Genomic DNA, 25,836 nt, shown 5'->3' on the forward strand with positions numbered 1-25,836 from the left:
ATGACCAAGCCTGCGAACAGCAATCTCGACGCCAGACAACTCGAACTCCTGCTGCGTCGACTGAAGCAAAAGGGAGCGGTGGCCGCATCGCCCGCCGTTTCAGTCATTCCGCATGCGGATCGCACACAGGCGATACCGGTGTCCCTGGCGCAGGCGCGCCTGTGGTTCATCGACCGTCTGGATCCGGAGGGGAGCAAGGCTTATCACCTTGCCACGGCATTCCGCCTCGAAGGCCGCCTGCAGCGCGATGCACTGATCGCCGCGCTGGATGCGATCGTGGGCCGCCACGAAAGCTTGCGCACCACCTTCGCCATGGAGGACGGCGAAGCGCGTGCCGTGATTGCGCCGGCCGGCTCCACCTTCGCCCTGAGCGAGGAGGATCTCGGCGCGCTGCCCGAGGCGGCCCGGCAGGCGCGCGTGGACGAGATCGCCGCCAGGGAAGTCGGCGACCCCTTCGATCTGGCGACGGGACCGCTGTGCCGCGGCCGCCTGCTGCGCCTGGGCGACGACGAGCACGTGCTGCTGATCACGCTGCACCACATCGTTTCCGATGGCTGGTCGATCGGGGTGTTCGCCTCGGAAATGAGGGAGCTATACACCGCCTTCGCGACCGGCCGGGACGACCCGCTCCCGCCGCTTCCCGTCCAGTACGCGGATTTCGCGGCCTGGCAGCGGACGCGCCTGGCGGGGGCTGCCCTCGACGAGCAGATCGGCTTCTGGCGCGGCTACCTGGAAGGCGCGCCGGCCGTGCTCGATCTGCCCTTCGATCGCCAGCGCAGGGACGATCAGACCTTCGATGGCGACGTGCTGCGCTTCGAGATCCCCGAGCAGACGGCCCAGGGCCTGCGCGTCTTCGCGCAACGCGGCAAAGGCACGCTGTTCATGGTGCTGCTGACGGCCTGGGCCGCCCTGCTGTCGCGCTTGAGCGGCCAGCAGGATCTCGTGATCGGAACGCCTGTCGCCGGACGGGAACGCGCCGAACTCGAGCCCCTGATCGGCTTCTTCGCCAACACGCTCGTGCTTCGCATCCGGATCGATCCCGAGGCGACGGCCATCGGCCTGATGGAACAGGTGCGGGCTTCGGTGACGCAGGCTTTCGCGCATCAGGAACTGCAGTTCGAGCAGATCGTCGAGGCCGTCAAACCCGAGCGCAGTCTGGCCTACAACCCGATCTTCCAGGTCATGCTGGCGTTCAACAACACGCCGGACGGCGGCAACGAGGATCTGCCCGGACTGCGTCTTTCCGCGATCGAGCAGCGGCAGACCACGGCGCATTTCGATCTGATGCTCAACCTCACCGACGGCGGCGACCGGCTGGGCGGCGCCCTGACCTACCGCACCGACCTGTTCGACAGGGAGAGCATCGAACGCTACGCCACCTATCTGCTGGGCCTGCTCGAAGCGATGCTGTCGCAGCCGGAGGTGGCGGTGAGCCGGCTGGCGATCCTGCCCGAAGCCGAGCGCGCGCAGGTGGTGGACGGCTGGAACGCGACGTCCTACGCCTACCCGCGGGAGAGCGGGGTGGGCGAGCTGTTCGCACAGATGGTGCAGGCCACGCCGTCCGCGCCGGCGGTGCTCGACGGCGAGCGGACGCTGAGCTACGCGGAACTGGACGCGTGGTCGAACCGCCTGGCACACGCGCTGCTCGATGCAGGGCTGCAGGCAGGCGAGGCGGTGGCGCTGAGCCTGCCGCGCTCGGCCGAACTGGTGGCGGCGGAACTGGCGGTGCTCAAGGCGGGCGGAGCGTACCTGCCGCTGGACACGGTGCTGCCGGGCGAGCGCCAGGCGCTGATGGCGCAGGACGCGGGGGTGCGCCTGCTGATCGGGCGCGCCGGCGAAGCGGCGGCCGCGGAACTGTCCGGCCTGCAGCGGCTCGACGCGGACGGCGAGGCGCTGTCGTCGCAACCGTCCGGCACGCCGGAGGTGCGCACGGGCGGCGACGCGCTGGCCTACGTCATGTACACCTCGGGCTCGACGGGCCGCCCGAAAGGGGTGGAGATCCTGCACCGGGGGATCGTGCGGCTGGTGCGCAACAACGGCTACGCGGCGTTCGGCGCGGGCGACCGGGTGGCGCTGGCGGCGAACCCGGCGTTCGACGCGAGCACGCTGGAAGTGTGGGCGGCGCTGCTCAACGGCGGCGCGGTGGTGGTGATCGACCAGGACACGCTGCTCGATCCGCAGCGTCTGGCGGGGGCGCTGGGTGATCGCGCGGTGAGCGTGCTGTGGCTGACGGTGGGCCTGTTCAACCAGTACGAGCGGGTGCTGGGCCCGGTGCTGCCGGGTCTGCGCTACCTGATCATCGGCGGTGACGCGCTGGACCCGCGGGTGGTGCGCAAGGTGCTGCGCGAGCACCGTCCGCAGCACCTGCTCAACGGCTACGGCCCGACCGAGAGCACGACGTTCGCGATCACGCACGAGATCGAATCGCTGGCGGAAGAGGCGGCCAGCGTGCCGCTGGGCCGCCCGATCGGCAACACGCGGATCTACATCCTGGACGGCCACGGCCAGCCGGTACCGATCGGGGTGGCGGGCGAGCTGTACATCGGCGGCGACGGCGTGGCACGCGGCTACCTGAACCAGCCGGAGCTGACGGCCGAGCGCTTCGTGGCGGACCCGTTCGCCACCGTGGCCGAAGGCGACGCCCCGGCGCGCATGTACCGGACGGGGGACCTGGGCCGGTGGCTGGCGGACGGAACGATCGAATACCTGGGCCGCAACGACTTCCAGGTGAAGGTGCGGGGCTTCCGCATCGAACTGGGCGAGATCGAAGCCCACCTGGCGCAGGCCGCGGACGTCAGCGACGTGGTGGTGATCGCGCGGGCGGACGGCGACACCGACACCAAGTACCTGGTGGCGTACTACGTGGGCGAGGCCGCAGCCGAAGCACTGCGCGCGCACGCAGGCGACGGGCTGCCGTCGTACATGGTGCCGTCGGCCTTCGTGCGGCTGGCACGCCTGCCGCTGACGCCCAACGGCAAGCTGGACCGGGCCGCGCTGCCGGCCCCCGAAGGCGACGCCTTCGTGCGCCGCGGCTATGAAGCGCCGCAGGGCGACGTCGAACAGACGCTGGCGCGGCTGTGGAGCGAACTGCTCGGCGTGGCGCAGGTCGGCCGTCATGACAACTTCTTCGAACTGGGCGGGCATTCGCTGCTGGCGGTGAGCCTGATCGAGCGCATGCGCCAGGCCGGGCTGCAGGCCGACGTGCGCGCGCTCTTCACCAGCACGAGCCTGGCCGAACTGGCCGCGAGCGTGGGCGCGGGGCCGGCGCGGATCGAGGTACCGCCGAACGGCATCCCGTCCGACGGCAGTGCCGAACGCATCACGCCGGAGATGGTGACGCTGGCGGCGCTGACGCAGGACGAACTGGACCGGCTGGTGGCGCAGGTGCCCGGGGGCGTGCGGAACGTCCAGGACATCTACCCGCTGGCGCCGCTGCAGGAAGGCATCCTGTTCCACCACCTGATGGCCGAGGACGGCGACCCGTACCTGCTGCCCAGCGTGTACGGCTTCAAGCAGCGCGAAGCGGTGTCGCGCTTCGTGGACACGGTGCAGCAGGTGATCGGGCGGCACGACATCCTGCGCACGGCGGTGTACTGGGAAGGGCTGTCGCAGCCGGTGCAGGTGGTGCAACGCGAAGCGCGGCTCGAGCTGGTCGAACTGGACGCGGAAGAATTCGGCACGGCAGACCTGGCCGCGGCGCTGGAAGCGCGCTTCGACCCGCAGCACACGCGGCTGGACCTGGGCCGCGCGCCGCTGCTGCGCGCGCACCTGGTGGAGGACGCGCGGAACGGACGCTGGCTGCTGCACATCCTGGCGCACCACCTGGCGATCGACCACACGACGCTGGAACTGCTGGTCGAAGAGGCCGAACTGATCGAACAGGGCCGCGAAGCGGAACTGCCGGCACCGGTGCCGTTCCGGCACTTCGTGGCGCAGGCGCGGCTGGGCGTGAGCCAGGCAGAGCACGAAGCCTTCTTCCACGACATGCTGGGCGACATCGACGAGCCGACGGCGCCGTTCGGGCTGCTGGACGTGCAGGGCGACGGCAGCGGGATCGAAGAAGCACGGCTGCGGCTGGACCCGGCGCTGGCACAGACGGTCCGCGCGCAGGCGCGCCGGCTGGGGGTGAGCGCGGCGAGCCTGATGCACCTGGCGTGGTCGCTGGTGCTGGCGCGCACGACGGGGCGCGAGGACGTGGTGTTCGGGACGGTGCTGTTCGGGCGCATGCAGGGCGGCGAAGGCGCGGACCGGGTGATGGGGATGTTCATCAACACCCTGCCGGTGCGCCTGGGCGTGGGCGAAGTAGGCGTGGAAGCGGCGCTGCGGCAGACGCACGCGCGGCTGGCGCAACTGCTGCGTCACGAACACGCCCCGCTGTCGCTGGCGCAGCGCTGCAGCGCGGTCGAAGCACCGGCGCCGCTGTTTACGTCGCTGCTCAACTACCGGCACAGCGCGGAAGTGCATCTCGAGCAGGGCGGCGAGGAGTCGGCGAACGATGCCGAGCTGCTGCATGCGCACGACCGTACCAACTATCCGCTCATCATCTCCGTGGATGATCTGGGCGAGGGTTTCCTGCTCTCCGTACAGTCCGTTTCGCCGCTTGCGCCGCAACGTATCTGCGAGTTCATGCGGCGCGCCATCGAAGGCGTGGCCGACGCGCTGGCGCATGCACCGCAGCGGCCGATCGGCACGCTCGGCGTGCTCCCCGAGGCGGAGCGCCACCAGGTGCTGGAAGCCTGGAACGATACCGTCCTGCCCTATCCGCGCACGCTGTGCCTGCACCAGCTCTTCGAGGCCCAGGCCGGGCGCACGCCGGACGCCTGCGCGTTGCGCCATGGTTCATCCAGTCTCACCTATGCCGAACTGAATGCGCGCGCCAACCAGCTTGCACACCATCTGCTGAGTCTCGGCGTGAAGCCGGACAGCCGCGTCGCACTGAGTCTTTCGCGCACGGCCGACATGGTGGTCGGCATGCTGGCGGTGCTCAAGGCCGGCGGCGCCTACGTGCCGCTGGACCCGGCCTACCCGGGCGAGCGGCTCGCCTACATGCTCGATCACAGCGCCCCCACGGCGGTGCTGGTCGACGCCGTCGGGCGCGAGATGCTCGCATGCCATGCGCCGGAAGCGGCGGCTGCCCTGCATCTGCTGGACGTCGAGCAGGATTCGGCGAAGTGGCTGGAGAGCGGGGCCTGCCCCGCGACGAATCCCGTGGTACCGGATCTCGCCAGCACGCATCTGTCCTATGTGATCTACACCTCGGGTTCGACCGGCCGGCCGAAGGGGGTGGCCATCGAGCACCGCAACGCGGTGAACTTCGTCACCTGGGCGCAGCACGCATTTCGCGCCGAAGACCTGCAGCGCACCCTGTTCGCGACATCGATCAACTTCGACCTCGCGGTGTTCGAGTGCTTCGTCCCGCTGGCGACAGGTTGCAGCATCGACCTGGTGGACAATGCGCTTGCGCTGCTCGATGGCCCGCGCGACGTCACGCTGATCAACACCGTGCCCTCCGCGATGTCCGCACTCGTCGGCGATGGTGCGGTGCCTGCGCGGGTGAGCGTGGTCAACCTTGCCGGCGAAGCACTCAAACGCGTGCTGGTCGAGCGCATCTTCGAGCGCACCGGGGTGCACCGCGTGTGCAACCTGTATGGCCCGACCGAGACCACGACCTATTCCACCTGGGTGTCCATGTCGCGGGAGACGGGATTCGTCTCCCACATCGGCCGCCCGATCGGCAACACGCGGATCTACATCCTGGACGGCCACGGCCAGCCGGTGCCGATCGGGGTGGCGGGGGAGCTGTACATCGGCGGCGACGGCGTGGCGCGCGGCTACCTGAACCAGCCGGAGCTGACGGCCGAGCGCTTCATGGCGGACCCGTTTGTCACCGTGGCCGAGGGCGACGCCCCGGCGCGCATGTACCGGACGGGCGACCTGGGCCGGTGGCTGTCGGACGGGACGATCGAATACCTGGGCCGCAACGACTTCCAGGTGAAGGTGCGGGGCTTCCGGATCGAACTGGGCGAGATCGAAGCGCACCTGGCGCAGGCCGCGGACGTGAGCGACGTGGTGGTGATCGCGCGCGAATCGGGCGACGGCGAAGCCAAGCATTTGGTGGCGTACTACGTGGGCGAGGCCGCGGCCGAGGCGCTGCGCACGCACGCGGGCGACGGGCTGCCGTCGTACATGGTGCCGTCGGCCTTCGTGCGCCTGGCGCGCCTGCCGCTGACGCCCAACGGCAAGCTCGACCGGGCCGCACTGCCGGCCCCCGAAGGCGACGCCTTCGTGCGCCGCGGCTATGAAGCACCGCAGGGCGAGGTCGAACAGACCCTGGCGCGGCTGTGGAGCGAACTGCTCGGCGTGGCGCAGGTCGGCCGCCACGACAACTTCTTCGAACTGGGCGGGCATTCGCTGCTGGCGGTGCAACTGGTGTCGCGGCTGCGCAGCGAAGTCGCACTGGAGCTGAGCCTGTCCGAACTGTTCGACACGGCGAGCCTGTCCGAACTGGCGGCGCGGATCGAGGCGCGGCGCGCGGCGGGCGAAGCCGGGGCGGTGCTCGAGGCGATCGGGCGGGCCGACCGCGCCGCGCCGCTGCCGCTGTCGCTGGCGCAGCAGCGGCTGTGGTTCCTGGGCCGCCTGGGCGGGGCGAGCGAGGCGTACCACATCGCCGGCGCGGTCGCGCTCGAAGGCGAACTGGACGCCGCGGCGCTCGCGCAGGCGCTGTGGCGGGTGCAGGCGCGCCACGAAGCGCTGCGCACGCGCTTCGGAGTGGACGGACAGGGCCAGCCGGTGCAGGTGATCGACGGCCCCGACAGTGCGCTGGCGTGGCACACGGAAGACCTGTCGGCGCTGGCGGGCGAAGCGCAGGACGCGGCGCTGCAGGCGAGCCTGGGGTCGGAAGCGTCGGCGCCGTTCGACCTGGAACGCGGCCCGCTGCTGCGGGCGCGGCTGATGCGCCTGGGAGAAGGGCACCACGTGCTGTCGCTGTGCATGCACCACATCATCTCGGACGGCTGGTCGATCGGGGTGCTGCTCGACGAGTTGAGCACGCAGTACGGCGCCTGCGTGGCGGGCGAAGACGACCCGCTGCCGGCGCTGGCGGTGCAGTACGCGGACTACGCGGCGTGGCAGCGGCAGTGGCTGAGCGGGGGCGCGCTGGCGGCGCAGCAGGCGTACTGGCAGGCGACGCTGGCGGCGCGTCCGCGGCTGCTGAGCCTGCCGCTGGACCACGCGCGCCCGGCGCAGCAGGACTACCGGGGCGACACGGTGCCGGTGTGGCTGCCGGAGGCGCTGACGCAGCGGCTGCAGGCGCTGGCGCAGCGCGAAGGGGTGACGCTGTACATGGTGCTGCTGGCCAGCTGGGGCGTGCTGCTGGGCCGGCTGGCGGGACAGGACGAAGTGGTGATCGGCACGCCGGTGGCCGGCCGCACGCGCCAGGAAGTGGAAGGGCTGATCGGGTTCTTCGTGAACACGCTGGCGCTGCCGGTGGACCTGCGCGCGGCGGGCGCGGATGAAGGACAGGACGAAGGAGCGGGCGAAGGACCGGACACGCGCGACCTGCTGGCGCGGGTGAAGGCGCAGGTGCTGGGAGCGCAGGCGCACCAGGCGCTGCCGTTCGAGCAGGTGGTGGACCTGGTGCAGCCGCCGCGCAGCCTGTCGACCACGCCGCTGTTCCAGGCGGTGCTGGCGTGGCAGAACACGCCGGAAGGAGAACTGAGCCTGCCGGGCTTGACGCTGCGCCCGCTGTCGAGCCCGCAGGCGACGGCGCAGTTCGACCTGACGCTGAACCTGATGCCGCTGGAAGGGGGCGTGGGCGGGGGTCTGAACTACGCGACGGCGCTGTGGTCGCGGGCGACGATGGAACGGATGATGGGCGGCTGGCAGGTGCTGCTCGAAGCGATGCTGTCGCAGCCGGACGTGGCGGTGAGCCGGCTGGCGATCCTGCCCGAGGCCGAGCGCGCGCAGGTGGTGGACGGCTGGAACGCCACGCACCGGCCGTACGCCCTGGAACAGGGCACGGCACGACTCATCGAGGCGCAGGCCGCGCGCACGCCGCAGGCGGTCGCGCTGCAGCAGGACGAAACGTCGCTGACGTACGCCGAACTGGACGCCCGCGCGAACCGCCTGGCGCACCACCTGCGCACGCTGGGCGTGGGGCCGGACGTGCGGGTGGCGGTATGCCTGGGCCGCAGCGTGGAACTGGTGGTGGCGGAACTGGCCGTGCTCAAGGCCGGCGGCGCCTACGTACCGCTGGACCCGGCCTACCCGGGCGAGCGGCTGGCCTACATGCTCGAAGACTGCGAACCGGGCGTGATCCTGACCGACGGGGGGCTGGAGGCGGAGCTGCAGACCCTGATCGCGATCGCCGCGGCACGCCACGAACCGGCGCTGCCGGTGCTGGACCTGCGCCAGGACGGCGCCTGGCGCGACCTGCCCGAGGGCGCGGTGACGGTCGCCGGGCTGAGGCCGCATCATCTGGCCTACGTGATCTACACCTCGGGTTCGACGGGCCGCCCCAAGGGGGTGATGATCGAACAGCGCAGCCTGAACAACCTGATCGGCTGGCACATCGAGCGCTTCGGACTGGAGGCGGGCAGCCGCAGCAGTTGCACGGCGGGGGTGGCGTTCGACGCCTGCGCGTGGGAGACCTGGCCGGTGCTGGCCGCGGGCGGCACGCTGCTGCTGGCGCCGGCGGCGAGCGAAGGGGACCCGCAGGCGCTGCTGGCATGGTGGCAGTCGCAGGCGCTGGACGTGAGCTTCCTGGTGACGCCGCTGGCCGAGCACGCGCTCGCGCACGGCCAGGCCAACGGCGGGGTGCGCAGCCTGCTGATCGGCGGCGACCGGCTGCGGCGCTGGCCGTCGGGCCTGCCGTCGGGGCAGGCGCTGGTGAACAACTACGGCCCGACCGAGAACACGGTGGTGGCCAGCTCGGGGACACTGAGCGCGGACGGCGTGCTGCACATCGGCCGCCCGATCGGCAACACGCGGATCTACATCCTGGACGGCCACGGCCAGCCGGTACCGATCGGGGTGGCGGGGGAGCTGTACATCGGCGGCGACGGCGTGGCGCGCGGCTACCTGAACCAGCCGGAGCTGACGGCCGAGCGCTTCGTGGCGGACCCGTTCGCCACGGCCACGGCCGGGAACCCGGCCCCGCGCATGTACAAGACGGGCGACCTGGGCCGGTGGCTGGCGGACGGGACGATCGAGTACCTGGGCCGCAACGACTTCCAGGTGAAGGTGCGGGGTTTCCGCATCGAACTGGGCGAGATCGAGGCACACCTGGCGCAATGCGAAGGCGTGAGCGACGTGGTGGTGATCGCCCGTGCGGACGGCGCCGACGACACCCAGCACCTGGTGGCGTACTACGTGGGTGACGCCGCGGCCGACGCGCTGCGCGCGCACGCGGGCGACGGGCTGCCGTCGTACATGGTGCCGTCGGCCTTCGTGCGCCTGGCGCGCCTGCCGCTGACGCCCAACGGCAAGCTCGACCGGGCGGCGCTGCCGGCCCCCGAAGGCGACGCCTTCGTGCGCCGCGGCTATGAAGCGCCGCAAGGCGAGGTCGAACAGACGCTGGCACGGCTGTGGAGCGAACTGCTCGGGGTGGCGCAGGTCGGCCGCCACGACAACTTCTTCGAACTGGGCGGGCATTCGCTGCTGGCGGTGAGCCTGATCGAGCGCATGCGCCAGGCCGGATTGCAGGCCGACGTACGCGCGCTCTTCACCAGCACGAGCCTGGCCGAACTGGCCGCGAGCGTGGGCGCGGGACCGGCGCGGATCGAAGTGCCGCCGAACGGCATCCCGGCCGACGGCAGTGCGGAGCGCATCACGCCGGAGATGGTGACGCTGGCGGCGCTGACGCAGGACGAACTGGACCGGCTGGTGGCGCAGGTGCCCGGGGGCGTGCGGAACGTCCAGGACATCTACCCGCTGGCGCCGCTGCAGGAAGGCATCCTGTTCCACCACCTGATGGCCGAGGACGGCGACCCGTACCTGCTGCCCAGCGTGTACGGCTTCAGGCAGCGCGAAGCGGTGTCGCGCTTCGTGGACACGGTGCAGCAGGTGATCGGGCGGCACGACATCCTGCGCACGGCGGTGTACTGGGAAGGGCTGTCGCAGCCGGTGCAGGTGGTGCAGCGCGAAGCGCGGCTCGAGCTGGTCGAACTGGACGTGGCCGACTTCGACACGGAAGACCTGGCCGCGGCGCTGGAAGCGCGCTTCGACCCGCAGCACACGCGGCTGGACCTGGGCCGCGCGCCGCTGCTGCGCGCGCACCTGGTGGAGGACGCGCGGAACGGGCGCTGGCTGCTGCACATCCTGGCGCACCACCTGGCGATCGACCACACGACGCTGGACCTGCTGGTCGAGGAAGCCGAGCTGATCGAACAGGGCCGCGAAGCGGAACTGCCGGCGCCGGTGCCGTTCCGGCACTTCGTGGCGCAGGCGCGGCTGGGGGTGAGCCAGGCAGAGCACGAAGCCTTCTTCCACGACATGCTGGGTGACATCGACGAACCGACGGCGCCGTTCGGGCTGACGGACGTGCAGGGCGACGGGCGGGGCCTCGGCACGGCGCGCGCCCTGCTGCCTCACGATCTCGCATGCGCGCTGCGGGCCCAGGCTCGCGCCCTGGGGGTGAGTGCAGCCAGCCTGATGCACCTGGCGTGGGCGCTGGTGCTGGCGCGCGCAACCGGGCGGAAGGATGTCGTATTCGGCACCGTTCTGTTCGGGCGCATGCAGGGCGGCGGACAGAGCGACCGCATGATGGGGATGTTCATCAACACGCTGCCGGTGCGCCTCAGTGTGGATGAAGGAAGTGCCGGGACACGCCTCAAGGATGCGCACACCCTGCTCGCACGGCTGCTGCGCCACGAGCATGCGCCGCTGACGCTGGCGCAGCGCTGCAGCGCGGTCGACGCGCCGGCGCCGCTGTTCACCTCGCTGCTCAACTACCGGCACAGCCCGATCGAACCGGGCGTGGAGGCTGCACAGGCTTTTCTGCAGGCCGTGGAGCAATCCGGGATGCGCGAAAAGACCAACTACCCCCTGTGCCTGGACGTAGACGATCTTGGCGAGGACTTCCTGCTGACGGCGCAGGTGAGCCGGACGGTGGAGGCGGAACGGGTGTGCGCCTTCATGGCACAAGCGCTGCATGCGCTGTCGTCGGCGCTGTCGAGCGGAGGCGGGACCTCGCTGAACGCCCTGGACGTGCTGCCGGCCGCGGAGCGCGAGCAGGTGGTGTCGGGGTGGAACGCGACGGCGAAGCCGTACCCGCTGGCGCGCTGCGTGCATGAACTGTTCGAATCGCAGGCGGCGCGCACGCCGCAGGCGCCGGCGGTACGGTTCGGGGGCGAATCGCTGGGCTACGGCGAACTGAATGCACGGGCGAACCGCCTGGCGCACCACCTGGCGAGCCTGGGGGTGGGCCCGGAAGTGCGGGTGGCGCTGTGCGTGGAGCGCGGGTTCCACATGGTGACGGGCCTGCTGGCGGTGCTCAAGGCGGGCGGCGCGTACGTGCCGCTGGACCCGGCCTACCCGGGCGATCGGCTGGCCTACATGCTGGCCGACAGCGAACCGGCGGTGGTGCTCAGCCAGGGCGCGGCGCGCCCGGTGATCGAAGCGCAACTGGCGGCGCTGGCCGCGGCCGGGCAGCGCGTGCCGGCGCTGCTGGACCTGGCGGCCGACGCCGGAGCGTGGGCCGGGGCGCCGGAGACGAACCGCGTGCCGGATGATCTCGGACTGGACGCGCGGCACCTGGCCTACGTGATCTACACCTCGGGTTCGACGGGCCGCCCCAAGGGGGTGATGATCGAACACCGCGGGCTGGTGAACTACACGCTGGAGGCGATCGGCTGGTTTGGTCTGCAGGCGGGCGAGCGGGTGCTGCAGCAGAACTCGCTGAACTTCGACCTCTCGCTGGAAGAGACGCTGCCGGCGCTGCTGGGCGGGGCGACACTGGTGCCGGGCAACGACCTGTTCGGCGTGGGCGAGGCCGGGGCGCCGGAGCGGGTGCGTCCGGACGTGGTGCACCTGACGGCGGCGCACTGGCACACGCTGGTGGGCGAATGGCAGGTGTCGCCGGAACAGGGTCTGGCCTGGCTGGAAGGCGTGCGGCTGATCAACGTCACGGGCGATGCGCTGTCGGCGCACGCGCTGGCGCAGTGGGAGGCGCTGCAGGGCGGTCGGGCGGCGCCGACGCGGCTGATCAACACCTACGGCCCGACCGAGATCACGATCTCGTGCAGCGCGGCCTACGTGCGCCACGTGCCGGGGGTGAGCCGGGTGAGCATCGGCCGTCCGTTCGCCAACATGCGGCTGTACCTGCTGGACGGGCAGGGGCAGCCGGTGCCGGTGGGGGTGGCGGGGGAACTGTACATCGGCGGGGTAGGGGTGGCGCGCGGCTACCTGAACCTGGAAGAACAGACGCGGGAACGCTTCGTGGCGGACCCGTTCGCGGCGGCCACGGCGCTGGAGCCGGCGCCGCGGATGTACCGGACGGGGGACCTGGCGCGCTGGCGTCCGGACGGCGAAGTCGAATTCATCGGGCGCAACGACTTCCAGGTGAAGGTGCGGGGCTTCCGGATCGAACTGGGGGAAGTGGAAGGCAGCCTGGCGGCGGTGGCTGGCGTACAGGAAGTGGCGGTGCTGGCGCGCGAGGACGGGCCGGGCCAGAAGCGGCTGGTGGCGTACCACGTGGGCGAGGCGCCGGTGGAAGCGCTGCGCGCGCACGCGGTGGCCGCGCTGCCGTCGTACATGGTGCCGTCGGCGTTCGTGCGGCTGGCGCGCTTCCCGCTGACCCCGAACGGCAAGCTGGACCGGGCGGCGCTGCCGGCGCCCGAAGGCGGCGGGGCGAGCCGCGCGTTCGAGGCGCCGCAAGGCGAGGTGGAACAGACGCTGGCGCGGCTGTGGAGCGACCTGCTCAAGGTGGAGCAGGTCGGGCGCCACGACAACTTCTTCGAACTGGGCGGTCACTCGCTGCTGACGGTGAGCCTGATCGAGCGGCTGCGCCGCGAAGGGCTGTACGCGGACGTGCGCACGCTGTTCGCGGCGCCGAGCCTGGCCGAACTGGCGCAGCAACTGGGGCGGGAAGGCAGTGAAGTGCGGGTGCCGCCGAACGGCATCCCGTCCGACGGCAGTGCCGAACGCATCACGCCGGAGATGGTGACGCTGGCGGCGCTGACGCAGGACGAGATCGACGCGCTGGTGGCGCAGGTGGCGGGCGGCACGCCGAACATCCAGGACATCTACCCGCTGGCGCCGCTGCAGGAAGGCATGCTGTTCCACCATCTGGTGGACCCGGAGCACGACGCCTACGTCGAGGCGAGCCTGATCAGCAGCCCGAGCCGGGCGCGGCTGGACAGCCTGCTGGCGGCGATCCAGCGCGTGATCGACCGTCACGACATCCTGCGCACGAGCCTCGTGTGGCAGGGCGTACCCGAACCGCTGCAGGTGGTCAGCCGGCAGGCGCGGCTCGTGATCGAGGAGATCGCGCTGGACCCGTCGCAGGGCGAGGCGGCGGCGCAGCTCGAAGCGCGGCTGGACCCGCGCAACACGCGCTTCGACCTGACGCAGGCGCCGCTGATCCGCGCCTGGGTGGCCGAGGACGTGCGGAACGGGCGGTGGCTGTTGCGCATCCTGTCGCACCACCTGGTGCTGGACCACACGACGCAGGACCTGCTGGTCGAAGAGGCGGCGCTGATCGAGGCGGGCCGGGCATCGGCGCTGCCGGCGGCGGTGCCGTTCCGCAACTTCGTGGCGCAGGCGCGGCTGGGGGTGAGCGAGGCCGAGCACGAAGCCTTCTTCCGCGACATGCTGGGGACATCGACGAACCGACGGCGCCGTTCGGGCTGCTGGATGTGCAGGGCGACGGCAGCGGGATCGAGGAAGCGCGGCTGCGGCTGGACCCGGCGCTGGCGCTGGCGATACGGGCGCAGGCGCGCCGGCTGGGGGTGAGCGCGGCGAGCCTGATGCACCTGGCGTGGTCGCTGGTGCTGGCGCGCACGACGGGCCGCGCGGACGTGGTGTTCGGGACGGTGCTGCTGGGCCGCATGCATGCGGGCGAGCAGGCCGGGCGGATCATGGGTCTCTTCATCAACACCCTGCCTTTCCGCGTCAGCATCGATCGGCGCGACGTTCCGGGCGCGCTGCGCCAGGTCCAGGCACTGCTCGGGGAACTGATCGCGCACGAGCATGCGCCGCTGGCGCTGGCGCAGCGCTGCAGCGCGGTCGATGCGCAAGTGCCGCTGTTCACCTCGCTGCTCAACTATCGCCATGCCAAGGCCATGCCGTCGGCGGCGGCGGACGAGGAGGCCGGCGAGGACGACGGCATCGAACTGCGCGTCAGCGAGGATCGCACGAACTATCCGCTCACCTTCTCGATCGACGATCTCGGGGACGAGTTCGTGTTCACCGCGCAGGTGAGCGCCCCGGTCGATCCGCAGCGCGTGTGCGACTTCATGCAGACGGCGGTCACCGCCTTGCTGGCAGCGCTGGAGCAGACCGCGCCGGCGCCGCTGCAAGCCCTGTCGGATCTGGACGTGCTGCCGGCTGCGGAGCGCGAGCGGGTGCTTCCGCAACAGGGCGCCCTGCCGCCCGCCGCGCCGGTGGGCGAGTGCCTGCATACGCTCTTCGAAGCCTGCGTGCAGCGCGATCCGCAGGCGACGGCCGTGCGCCTGGGCGAGGGCAGCCTGAGCTACGACGCGCTCAACCGCCAGGCCAACCGCCTGGCCCGCCACCTGCGCGGGCTGGGCGTGGGGCCGGATACGCCGGTGGCGATCTGCGTGGAACGCGGATTCGACATGATCGTCGCGCTGCTCGCCGTGCTGAAGGCCGGCGGCGCGTACGTGCCGCTCGACCCGGCCTACGCATCGGAGCGCCTGCATTTCACGGTCGAGGACAGCCGGCCGGTGGCGATCCTGGCCGATGCCGTCGGCCGCGCGGCGCTGGGCGAGGACTTCCTTGCCGCGCAGCCGGCCCGCGTGGTCGACCTGGGGGCCGATGCAGCCGCATGGGCGGATGCGCCGGACGGGAACTTGCCCGCCGCGGGACCCGGCGCCGCCGCGCCCGCGCACCTGGCCTACGTGATCTACACCTCGGGCTCGACGGGCCGTCCGAAGGGGGTGATGGTGGAGCACCGCAACGTGGTGCGCCTGTTCGACGCGACCGCGCATTGGTTCCGTTTCGACGAGACCGACGTATGGACGCTGTTCCACTCCTTCTCGTTCGACTTCTCGGTGTGGGAGATCTGGGGGCCGCTGCTCCACGGCGGCAGCCTCGTGATCGTGCCGCTCGAGACCGCGCGCTCGCCGCGGGACTTCCATGCGCTGCTGTGCGAGCAGCGCGTCACCGTGCTGAACCAGACTCCCAGCGCTTTCCTGCAGCTCTCCGCGGCGCAGGGGCAGGCGATGGATGAAGGGGAGGCGGGACGCCACAGCCTGCGCTACGTCGTGTTCGGCGGCGAGGCGCTGGAATTGCGCACGCTGAAACCCTGGTACGAGCGCAATGGCCACGACACCGTACTGATCAACATGTACGGCATCACGGAGACCACGGTCCACGTCACGTACCGCCCGCTGGCGGCCGCCGATACCGCCCGCCCGGGGCCCAGCCCCATCGGCGAGCCCATTCCCGACCTGCGGCTCTACGTGCTGGACGGGCAGTGCCGGCCGGCGCCGGTCGGCACGATCGGCGAACTCTACGTGGGCGGCGCGGGCGTGGCGCGCGGCTACCTGAACCGCCCGGAACTGACGAGCGAACGCTTCATCGCCAACCCCTATGCGGATGGCGAACGCCTCTACAGATCCGGCGACCTCGGGCGCTGGCTGCCGGATGGAACAGTCGAGTACCTGGGTCGCAACGACTTCCAGGTGAAGATCCGGGGGTTCCGCATCGAGCTGGGCGAAATCGAGGCCAAGCTCGCGCACTGCCCCGAGGTGCAGGAAGTGGTCGTGCTGGCGCGCGAGGACCAGCCGGGCGAAAAGCGGCTCGTGGCGTATTACATCGGCACGGCCGCGGCGGAGGAACTGCGGACGCTCGCGTCGGCGAACCTGCCGCCGTACATGGTGCCGGTGGCCTACGTGCGGCTCGACGGCTTCCCGCTCACGCCGAACGGCAAGCTGGACCGCCGCGCGCTGCCGGCCCCCGAAGGCGGTGCCTTCGTCCAGCGCGCGTACGAGGCGCCCGAGGGCGAGACCGAGGAAAAGCTGGCTGCGATCTGGGCCGAACTGCTCAAGCTCGAGCGCGTCGGCCGACACGACAACTTCTTTGATCTGGGCGGCCATTCGCTGCTGGTGGTGCGGTTGGTCGAACGCATGCGGAGCCAGTCGATGTTTGCCGACATACGCATCCTGTTCACGGCGCCGACGCTGGCCGAACTGGCTGCGGCGGTGAGCTTCGAGAGCAGCGAGGTGGAGGTGCCCGCGAACCTGATTCCGGAGCTGCCCGAAGAGGCGGTATCCGATGGCGAATTCGAGGAGTTTAGGCTGTGACCCTGGAAACCCTGTTTCGTGATCTGGATGAAAAGAACATCCAGGTCCTGCTGGAGAACGACGAGCTTGTCATCCGCGCGCCGCGCGGCGCGATGGACGCCGAGCTGGCGGCCCGGCTCAGGACGCACAAGGGCGACCTGCTGGCGTTCCTGAAGGAGGCTCCCCGGGAGACCGGCGCCGCCGCCGGCAGGCGCCCGTTCCGCATCACGCCGGAAATGCTGACCCTGGTAAGCCTCACGCAGGACGAGATCGACCGCGTCGTGGCCACGGTGCCCGGCGGTGCGGGCAACGTGCAGGACATCTACCCGCTGGCGCCCTTGCAGGAAGGCATCCTGTTCCACCACCTCGTGACCGAGGAGGGCGACCCCTACCTGCTCCCCAGCCTGCTCGCATTCCCGCGCCGCGAACGCCTGGAGCGGTTCCTGGCCGCCCTGCAGAGGGTCGTGGATCGCCACGACATCCTGCGCACCGGCCTCGCGTGGGAAGGGCTCCCCGAGCCGGTGCAGGTCGTGCGGCGCAAGGCCGCGCTGCCGGTCGAGCATCTGCAGATCGATCCCGCGGACGGCGACGCCGTGCAGCAGATCGAGGCGCGCTTCGACCCGCGCCATGCACGCCTGGACCTGACGCAGGCTCCGATGCTGGCATGCCACGTCGCCGAGGATGCCGCCAATGGCCGGTGGCTGCTGCACATCCTGGCGCATCACCTGGCGATCGACCACACGACGCTGGAACTGCTGGTCGAAGAGGCCGAACTGATCGAACAGGGCCGCGAATCCGAGCTGCCCGTGCCGGTGCCGTTCCGCAACTTCGTGGCGCAGGCGCGCCTGGGCGTGAGCCAGGAAGAGCATGAGACCTTCTTCCGGCAGATGCTGGAGGACATCACCGAGCCGACGGCGCCCTTCGACATCCTCGACATCCAGGGCAACGGCGGGGATATCCACGAGGCAAGCGAAGCCGTGCCGGAGGATGTCGCCCGTGCGATCCGCCGGATCGCCCGTACGCTGGGTGTCAGCGCGGCGAGCATGATGCATCTGGCGTGGGCCGTGGTGCTCGCGCGCCTCACCGGCAGGCAGGATGTCGTCTTCGGGACGGTGCTGTTCGGCCGCATGCAGGGCGGCGAAAGCGCGGACCGGGTCCTGGGCATGTTCATCAACACGCTGCCGATCCGCCTCAGCGTCGATCAGGAGAGCGTGGAAACACGGCTCAAGGACGTGCACGCCTTGCTCGCGCGCCTGCTGCGGCACGAGCACGCGCCGCTGTCGCTGGCGCAGCGCTGCAGCGGCGTGCAGCCGCCGGCTCCCTTGTTCTCGACGCTGCTGAATTTCCGCCATGCCGGCGGTGCGGCGGCGGATCTGCCGGACACCGGGCCGGCGGCGGCCGATGCCGCGCAGGACCGGGACGGCGACTTCGAAGTGCTTTCCGGCCACGAACGCACGAACTACCCGCTGACGTTCTCGGTGGACGACCTGGGCGAAGGCTTCCTGCTGACGGCGCAGGTGAGCCGCCCGCTGGAGGCCGCGCGGGTGTGCAGCTTCATGCAGAGCGCGCTGTCGGGCCTGGTGGAGGCGCTGTCGTCGCATCCGCAGGCGCCGCTGAGCGGCGTGGGCGTACTGCCGGCCTCCGAGCGTGCGCAGGTGGTGCAGGGCTGGAACGCGACGTCCTACGCCTACCCGCGGGAGAGCGGGGTGGGCGAACTGTTCGCACAGATGGCGCAGTCCACGCCGTCCGCGCCGGCGGTGCTCGACGGCGAACGGACGCTGAGCTACGCGGAACTGGACGCGTGGTCGAACCGCCTGGCACACGCGCTGCTCGATGCAGGGCTGCAGGCAGGCGAGGCGGTGGCGCTGAGCCTGCCGCGCTCGGCCGAACTGGTGGTGGCGGAACTGGCGGTGCTCAAGGCGGGCGGGGCGTACCTGCCGCTGGACACGGTGCTGCCGGGCGAGCGCCAGGCGCTGATGGCGCAGGACGCGGGGGTGCGCCTGCTGATCGGGCGCGCCGGCGAAGCGGCGGCCGCGGAACTGTCCGGCCTGCAGCGGCTCGACGCGGACGGCGAGGCGCTGTCGTCGCAGCCGTCCGGCACGCCGGAGGTGCGCACGGGCGGCGACGCGCTGGCCTACGTCATGTACACCTCGGGCTCGACGGGCCGCCCGAAAGGGGTGGAGATCCTGCACCGCGGGATCGTGCGGCTGGTGCGCAACAACGGCTACGCGGCGTTCGGCGCGGGCGACCGGGTGGCGCTGGCGGCGAACCCGGCGTTCGACGCGAGCACGCTGGAAGTGTGGGCGGCGCTGCTCAACGGCGGCGCGGTAGTGGTGATCGACCAGGACACGCTGCTCGATCCGCAGCGTCTGGCGGGGGCGCTGGGCGATCGCGCGGTGAGCGTGCTGTGGCTGACGGTGGGCCTGTTCAACCAGTACGAGCGGGTGCTGGGCCCGGTGCTGCCGGGTCTGCGCTACCTGATCATCGGCGGTGACGCGCTGGACCCGCGGGTGGTGCGCAAGGTGCTGCGCGAGCACCGCCCGCAGCACCTGCTCAACGGCTACGGCCCGACCGAGAGCACGACGTTCGCGATCACGCACGAGATCGAATCGCTGGCGGAAGAGGCGGCCAGCGTGCCGCTGGGCCGCCCGATCGGCAACACGCGGATCTACATCCTGGACGGCCACGGGCAGCCGGTACCGATCGGGGTGGCGGGGGAGCTGTACATCGGCGGCGACGGCGTGGCACGCGGCTACCTGAACCAGCCCGAGCTGACGGCCGAGCGCTTCGTCGCGGACCCGTTCGCCACCGTGGCCGAGGGCGAGGCCCCGGCGCGCATGTACAAGACGGGCGACCTGGGCCGGTGGCTGGCGGACGGAACGATCGAATACCTGGGCCGCAACGACTTCCAGGTGAAGGTGCGGGGCTTCCGCATCGAACTGGGCGAGATCGAAGCGCATCTGGCGCAGGCCGCGGACGTGAGCGACGTGGTGGTGATCGCGCGGGCGGATGGCGACACCGACACCAAGTACCTGGTGGCGTACTACGTGGGCGAGGCCGCGGCCGAGGCGCTGCGCGCGCACGCGGGCGACGGGCTGCCGTCGTACATGGTGCCGTCGGCCTTCGTGCGCCTGGCGCGCCTGCCGCTGACGCCCAACGGCAAGCTCGACCGGGCGGCGCTGCCGGCCCCCGAAGGCGACGCCTTCGTGCGCCGCGGCTATGAAGCGCCGCAAGGCGAGGTCGAACAGACCCTGGCGCGGCTGTGGAGCGAGTTGCTCGGGGTGGCGCAAGTCGGCCGCCACGACAACTTCTTCGAACTGGGCGGGCATTCGCTGCTGGCGGTGCAACTGGTGTCGCGGCTGCGCAGCGAAGTCGCACTCGAACTGAGCCTGTCCGAACTGTTCGACACGGCGAGCCTGTCCGAACTGGCGGCGCGGATCGAGGCGCGGCGCGCGGCGGGCGAAGCCGGTGCGGTGCTCGAGGCGATCGGCCGGGCCGACCGCGCCGCGCCGCTGCCGCTGTCGCTGGCGCAGCAGCGGCTGTGGTTCCTGGGCCGCCTGGGCGGGGCGAGCGAGGCGTACCACATCGCCGGCGCGGTCGCGCTCGAAGGCGAACTGGACGCCGCGGCGCTCGCGCAGGCGCTGTGGCGGGTGCGGGCGCGCCACGAAGCGCTGCGCACGCGCTTCGGGGTGGACGGACAGGGCCAGCCGGTGCAGGTGATCGACGGACCCGACAGTGCGCTGGCATGGCACACGGAAGACCTGTCGGGGCTGGCGGGCGAAGCGCAGGACGCGGCGCTGCAGGCGAGCCTGGGGTCGGAAGCGTCGGCGCCGTTCGACCTGGAACGCGGCCCGCTGCTGCGGGCGCGGCTGATGCGCCTGGGCGAAGGGCATCACGTGCTGTCGCTGTGCATGCACCACATCATCTCGGACGGCTGGTCGATCGGGGTGCTGCTCGATGAGTTGAGCACGCAGTACGGCGCCTGCGTGGCGGGCGAAGACGACCCGCTGCCGGCGCTGGCGGTGCAGTACGCGGACTACGCGGCGTGGCAGCGGCAGTGGCTGAGCGGGGGCGCGCTGGCGGCGCAGCAGGCGTACTGGCAGGCGACGCTCTCAGAGCGTCCGCGGCTGCTGAGCCTGCCGCTGGACCACGCGCGTCCGGCGCAGCAGGACTACCGGGGCGACACGGTGCCGGTGTGGCTGCCGGAGGCGCTGACGCAGCGGCTGCAGGCGCTGGCGCAGCGCGAAGGGGTGACGCTGTACATGGTGCTGCTGGCCAGCTGGGGCGTGCTGCTGGGCCGGCTGGCGGGACAGGACGAAGTGGTGATCGGCACGCCGGTGGCCGGCCGCACGCGCCAGGAAGTGGAAGGGCTGATCGGGTTCTTCGTGAACACGCTGGCGCTGCCGGTGGACCTGCGCGCGGCGGGCGCGGGCGAAGGACAGGACGAAGGAGCGGGCGAAGGACCGGACACGCGCGACCTGCTGGCGCGGGTGAAGGCGCAGGTGCTGGGGGCGCAGGCGCACCAGGCGCTGCCGTTCGAACAGGTGGTGGACCTGGTGCAGCCGCCGCGCAGCCTGTCGACCACGCCGCTGTTCCAGGCGGTGCTGGCGTGGCAGAACACGCCGGAAGGGGAACTGAGCCTGCCGGGGCTGACGCTGCGCCCGCTGGCGAGCCCGCAGGCGACGGCGCAGTTCGACCTGACGCTGAACCTGATGCCGCTGGAAGGGGGCGTGGGCGGGGGTCTGAACTACGCGACGGCGCTGTGGTCGCGGGCGACGATGGAACGGATGGTGGGCGGCTGGCAGGTGCTGCTCGAAGCGATGCTGTCGCAGCCGGAGGTGGCGGTGAGCCGGCTGGCGATCCTGCCCGAGGCCGAGCGCGCGCAGGTGGTGGACGGCTGGAACGCCACGCACCGGCCGTACGCGCTGGAACAGGGCACGGCACGGCTCATCGAAGCGCAGGCCGCGCGCACGCCGCAGGCGGTCGCGCTGCAGCAGGACGAAACGTCGCTGACGTACGCCGAACTGGACGCCCGCGCGAACCGCCTGGCGCACCACCTGCGCACGCTGGGCGTGGGGCCGGACGTGCGGGTGGCGGTATGCCTGGGGCGCAGCGTGGAACTGGTGGTGGCGGAACTGGCCGTGCTCAAGGCCGGCGGCGCCTACGTACCGCTGGACCCGGCCTACCCGGGCGAGCGGCTGGCCTACATGCTCGAGGACTGCGAACCGGGCGTGATCCTGACCGACGGGGGGCTGGAGGCGGAGCTGCAGACGCTGATCGCGATCGCCGCGGCACGCCACGAACCGGCGCTGCCGGTGCTGGACCTGCGCCAGGACGGCGCCTGGCGCGGCCTGCCCGAGGGCGCGGTGACGGTCGCCGGGCTGAGGCCGCATCACCTGGCCTACGTGATCTACACCTCGGGTTCGACGGGCCGCCCCAAGGGGGTGATGATCGAACAGCGCAGCCTGAACAACCTGATCGGCTGGCACATCGAGCGCTTCGGACTGGAGGCGGGCAGCCGCAGCAGTTGCACGGCGGGGGTGGCGTTCGACGCCTGCGCGTGGGAGACCTGGCCGGTGCTGGCCGCGGGCGGCACGCTGCTGCTGGCGCCGGCGGCGAGCGAAGGAGACCCGCAGGCGCTGCTGGCATGGTGGCAGTCGCAGGCGCTGGACGTGAGCTTCCTGGTGACGCCGCTGGCCGAGCACGCGCTCGCGCACGGCCAGGCCAACGGCGGGGTGCGCAGCCTGCTGATCGGCGGCGACCGGCTGCGTCGCTGGCCGTCGGGCCTGCCGTCGGGGCAGGCGCTGGTGAACAACTACGGCCCGACCGAGAACACGGTGGTGGCCAGCTCGGGGACGCTGAGCGCGGACGGCGTGCTGCACATCGGCCGTCCGATCGGCAACACGCGGATCTACATCCTGGACGGCCACGGTCAGCCGGTACCGATCGGGGTGGCGGGGGAGCTGTACATCGGCGGCGACGGCGTGGCGCGCGGCTACCTGAACCAGCCCGAGCTGACGGCCGAGCGCTTCGTCGCGGACCCGTTCGCCACGGCCACGGCCGGGAACCCGGCCCCGCGCATGTACAAGACGGGCGACCTGGGCCGGTGGCTGTCGGACGGGACGATCGAGTACCTGGGCCGCAACGACTTCCAGGTGAAGGTGCGGGGCTTCCGCATCGAACTGGGCGAGATCGAAGCGCACCTGGCGCAGGCCGCGGACGTCAGCGACGTGGTGGTGATCGCCCGTGCGGACGGCGCCGACGACACCCAGCACCTGGTGGCGTACTACGTGGGCGAAGCCGCGGCCGACGCGCTGCGCACGCACGCGGGCGACGGGCTGCCGTCGTACATGGTGCCGTCGGCCTTCGTGCGGCTGGCACGCCTGCCGCTGACCCCCAACGGCAAACTGGACCGGGCGGCGCTGCCGGCCCCCGAAGGCGACGCCTTCGTGCGCCGCGGCTATGAAGCGCCGCAGGGCGAGGTCGAACAGACCCTGGCGCGGCTGTGGAGCGAACTGCTGGGGGTGGCGCAGGTCGGCCGCCATGACAACTTCTTCGAACTGGGCGGGCATTCGCTGCTGGCGGTGAGCCTGATCGAGCGCATGCGCCAGGCCGGGCTGCAGGCCGACGTACGCGCGCTCTTCACCAGCACGAGCCTGGCCGAACTGGCCGCGAGCGTGGGCGCGGGGCCGGCGCGGATCGAGGTGCCGCCGAACGGCATCCCGGCCGACGGCAGCGCCGGACGCATCACGCCGGAGATGGTGACGCTGGCGGCGCTGACGCAGGACGAACTGGACCGGCTGGTGGCGCAGGTGCCCGGCGGCGTGCGGAACGTCCAGGACATCTACCCGCTGGCGCCGCTGCAGGAAGGCATCCTGTTCCACCACCTGATGGCCGAGGACGGCGACCCGTACCTGCTGCCCAGCGTGTACGGCTTCAGGCAGCGCGAAGCGGTGTCGCGCTTCGTGGACACGGTGCAGCAGGTGATCGGACGGCACGACATCCTGCGCACGGCGGTGTACTGGGAAGGGCTGTCGCAGCCGGTGCAGGTGGTGCAGCGCGAAGCGCGGCTCGAGCTGGTCGAACTGGACGCGAGCGACTTCGGCACGGCAGACCTGGCCGCGGCGCTGGAAGCGCGCTTCGACCCGCAGCACACGCGGCTGGACCTGGGCCACGCGCCGCTGCTGCGCGCGCACCTGGTGGAGGACGCGCGGAACGGACGCTGGCTGCTGCACATCCTGGCGCACCACCTGGCGATCGACCACACGACGCTGGAACTGCTGGTCGAAGAGGCCGAACTGATCGAACAGGGCCGCGAAGCGGAACTGCCGGCGCCGGTGCCGTTCCGGCACTTCGTGGCACAGGCGCGACTGGGCGTGAGCCAGGAAGAGCACGAAGCCTTCTTCACCCAGATGCTGGGCGACATCGACGAACCGACGGCGCCGTTCGGGCTGACGGAAGCCCTGGGCGGGCTGGACGAACACCATGTGCTGCTGCCGCGCACGCTGGCGCAGGCGGTACGGGCGCAGGCGCGCCGGCTGGGGGTGAGCGCGGCGAGCCTGATGCACCTGGCGTGGTCGCTGGTGCTGGCGCGCACGACGGGGCGCGAGGACGTGGTGTTCGGGACGGTGCTGTTCGGTCGCATGCAGGGCGGCGAAGGCGCGGACCGGGTGATGGGGATGTTCATCAACACGCTGCCGGTGCGCCTGGGCGTGGGCGAGGCGGGCGTGGAAGCGGCGTTGCGGCAGACGCACGAACGGCTGGCGCAACTGCTGCGGCACGAGCATGCGCCGCTGGCGCTGGCGCAGCGCTGCAGCGCGGTGCAGACGCCGGCGCCGCTGTTCACCTCGCTGCTCAACTACCGGCACAGCGCGGTGGCGGTGGGCGACGCGGCGGCGGACGGCGTGCCGGCCGAGGGCGGGAACGATGTCGAATCGCTGGGAGCGAGCGAACGCACGACCTATGCGCTGACGCTGACGGTCGATGACCTGGGCGAAGACTTCGTGCTCGGCGCGCAGGTGATGGAGGCGCCGCTGGCCGCGCGGGTGTGCGGCTTCATGCAGCGCGCGCTGGAGGTCGTGGCGGCGGCGCTGGAGCGGGATCCGCAGCAGGCGCTGCGGGCACTGGACGTGCTGCCGGCGTCCGAGCGGACGCAGGTGCTGGAGGGCTGGAACGCGACGGCGCGGGACTATCCGGCGGGCCGCTGCCTGCACGAACTGATCGAGGCGCAGGCCGATCGCACGCCGCAGGCGGTCGCGGTGAGGCAGGACGGGGCGTCGCTGACGTATGCCGAACTGAACGCCCGCGCGAACCGCCTGGCACACCACCTGCGCACGCTGGGGGTGGGGCCGGATGCGCGGGTGGCGGTGTGCCTGGGGCGCAGCGTGGAGCTGGTGGTGGCGCTGGTGGCGGTGCTCAAGGCGGGCGGGGCGTACGTGCCGCTGGACCCGGGCTATCCGGGCGAGCGGCTGGCCTACATGCTGGGCGATTCGGCGCCGGCCGTCGTGCTGGCCGATGCGGTGGGCCGCGAGGCCCTCGACGGCGCCGGGCTGGCCGGCCGCATCGTGATCGATCCGGGGGCGGACGCCGCGGCCTGGGCCGCGGCACCTGCGGACAACCTGTCGCCGCAGGAGATCGGCCTGGATGCGCGCCATCTCGCCTACGTGATCTACACCTCGGGCTCCACCGGGCAGCCCAAGGGGGCGATGAACGAGCATCGGGGCATCGTCAACCGCCTCGTCTGGATGCAGGAAGAGTATGGCCTGACGGCCGATGACGCCGTCCTGCAGAAGACGCCCTTCAGCTTCGACGTCTCGGTCTGGGAGTTCTTCTGGCCGCTGATGACCGGCGCCTCCATCGTCGTCGCGCGGCCGGACGGCCACCGCGACCCGGCCTACCTGCGCCGCGAGATCTGCGCCTCGGGCGTCACCACCCTGCATTTCGTTCCCTCGATGCTGCAACTGTTCCTCGAGAGCGAAGGCGTGGGCGAGTGCGCGGCCGTCGTGCGCCGCGTCATGTGCAGCGGCGAGGCCCTGCCCGCGAGCCTCGTGCGGCGCTTCCACGAGCGCCTGCCGGGGGTCGAACTGCACAACCTCTACGGCCCCACCGAGGCGGCCGTGGACGTCACCTATTGGGCCTGCGAACCCGGCGCGGAGGGGCAGGGCATTCCCATCGGGCGCCCGGTTGCGAACACGCGCATCTACATCCTCGACGAAAGCCTGCGTCCGGCGCCGGTGGGCGTGGCCGGCGAACTCTTCATCGCCGGCGTCCAGGTCGGGCGCGGCTACCTGAACCGCGAGGAACTGACGGCCGAGCGCTTCGTTAGCGATCCGTACGACCCCGATCCCGCGGCCCGCATGTACAAGACCGGCGA

3 protein-coding genes (1 of these 3 cut by a window edge) are annotated in these 25,836 nt (G+C 71.5%); all 3 read left to right on the forward strand.

Annotated features, from left to right (window positions below; translation table 11 throughout):
* Tightly spaced (each overlapping or abutting the next), the 3 genes in view from CCZ27_RS04235 to CCZ27_RS04245 form a layout consistent with a single transcriptional unit that may run on beyond the window.
* Positions 1 to 13,950 (forward strand): non-ribosomal peptide synthetase, encoded by a 13,950-nt coding sequence (locus tag CCZ27_RS04235; protein ID WP_096445868.1) that lies wholly within the window; start codon positions 1 to 3, stop codon positions 13,948 to 13,950.
* Entirely contained in the window at positions 13,854 to 16,484 is a 2,631-nt protein-coding gene (locus CCZ27_RS24525; RefSeq protein WP_157748438.1) for a non-ribosomal peptide synthetase, read from the forward strand. The genes CCZ27_RS04235 and CCZ27_RS24525 overlap by 97 nt, the downstream gene beginning before the upstream one ends.
* On the forward strand, positions 16,481 to 25,836 hold the 5' portion of the coding sequence (locus CCZ27_RS04245; RefSeq protein WP_096445872.1) for a non-ribosomal peptide synthetase. 4,771 nt of this gene lie beyond the right edge of the window; only the first 9,356 of its 14,127 coding nucleotides appear in the window; it begins with the start codon at positions 16,481 to 16,483; its stop codon lies beyond the right edge, outside the window. The genes CCZ27_RS24525 and CCZ27_RS04245 overlap by 4 nt, the downstream gene beginning before the upstream one ends.

Origin of the sequence: Thauera sp. K11, assembly GCF_002354895.1 — a bacterium.
GTDB lineage: Bacteria > Pseudomonadota > Gammaproteobacteria > Burkholderiales > Rhodocyclaceae > Thauera > Thauera sinica.

Bases quoted from the DNA above. Each gene is read 5' to 3' on its own strand.
- CCZ27_RS04235 (WP_096445868.1), top strand. From the start codon at position 1: ATGACCAAGCCTGCGAACAGCAATCTCGACGCCAGACAACTCGAACTC.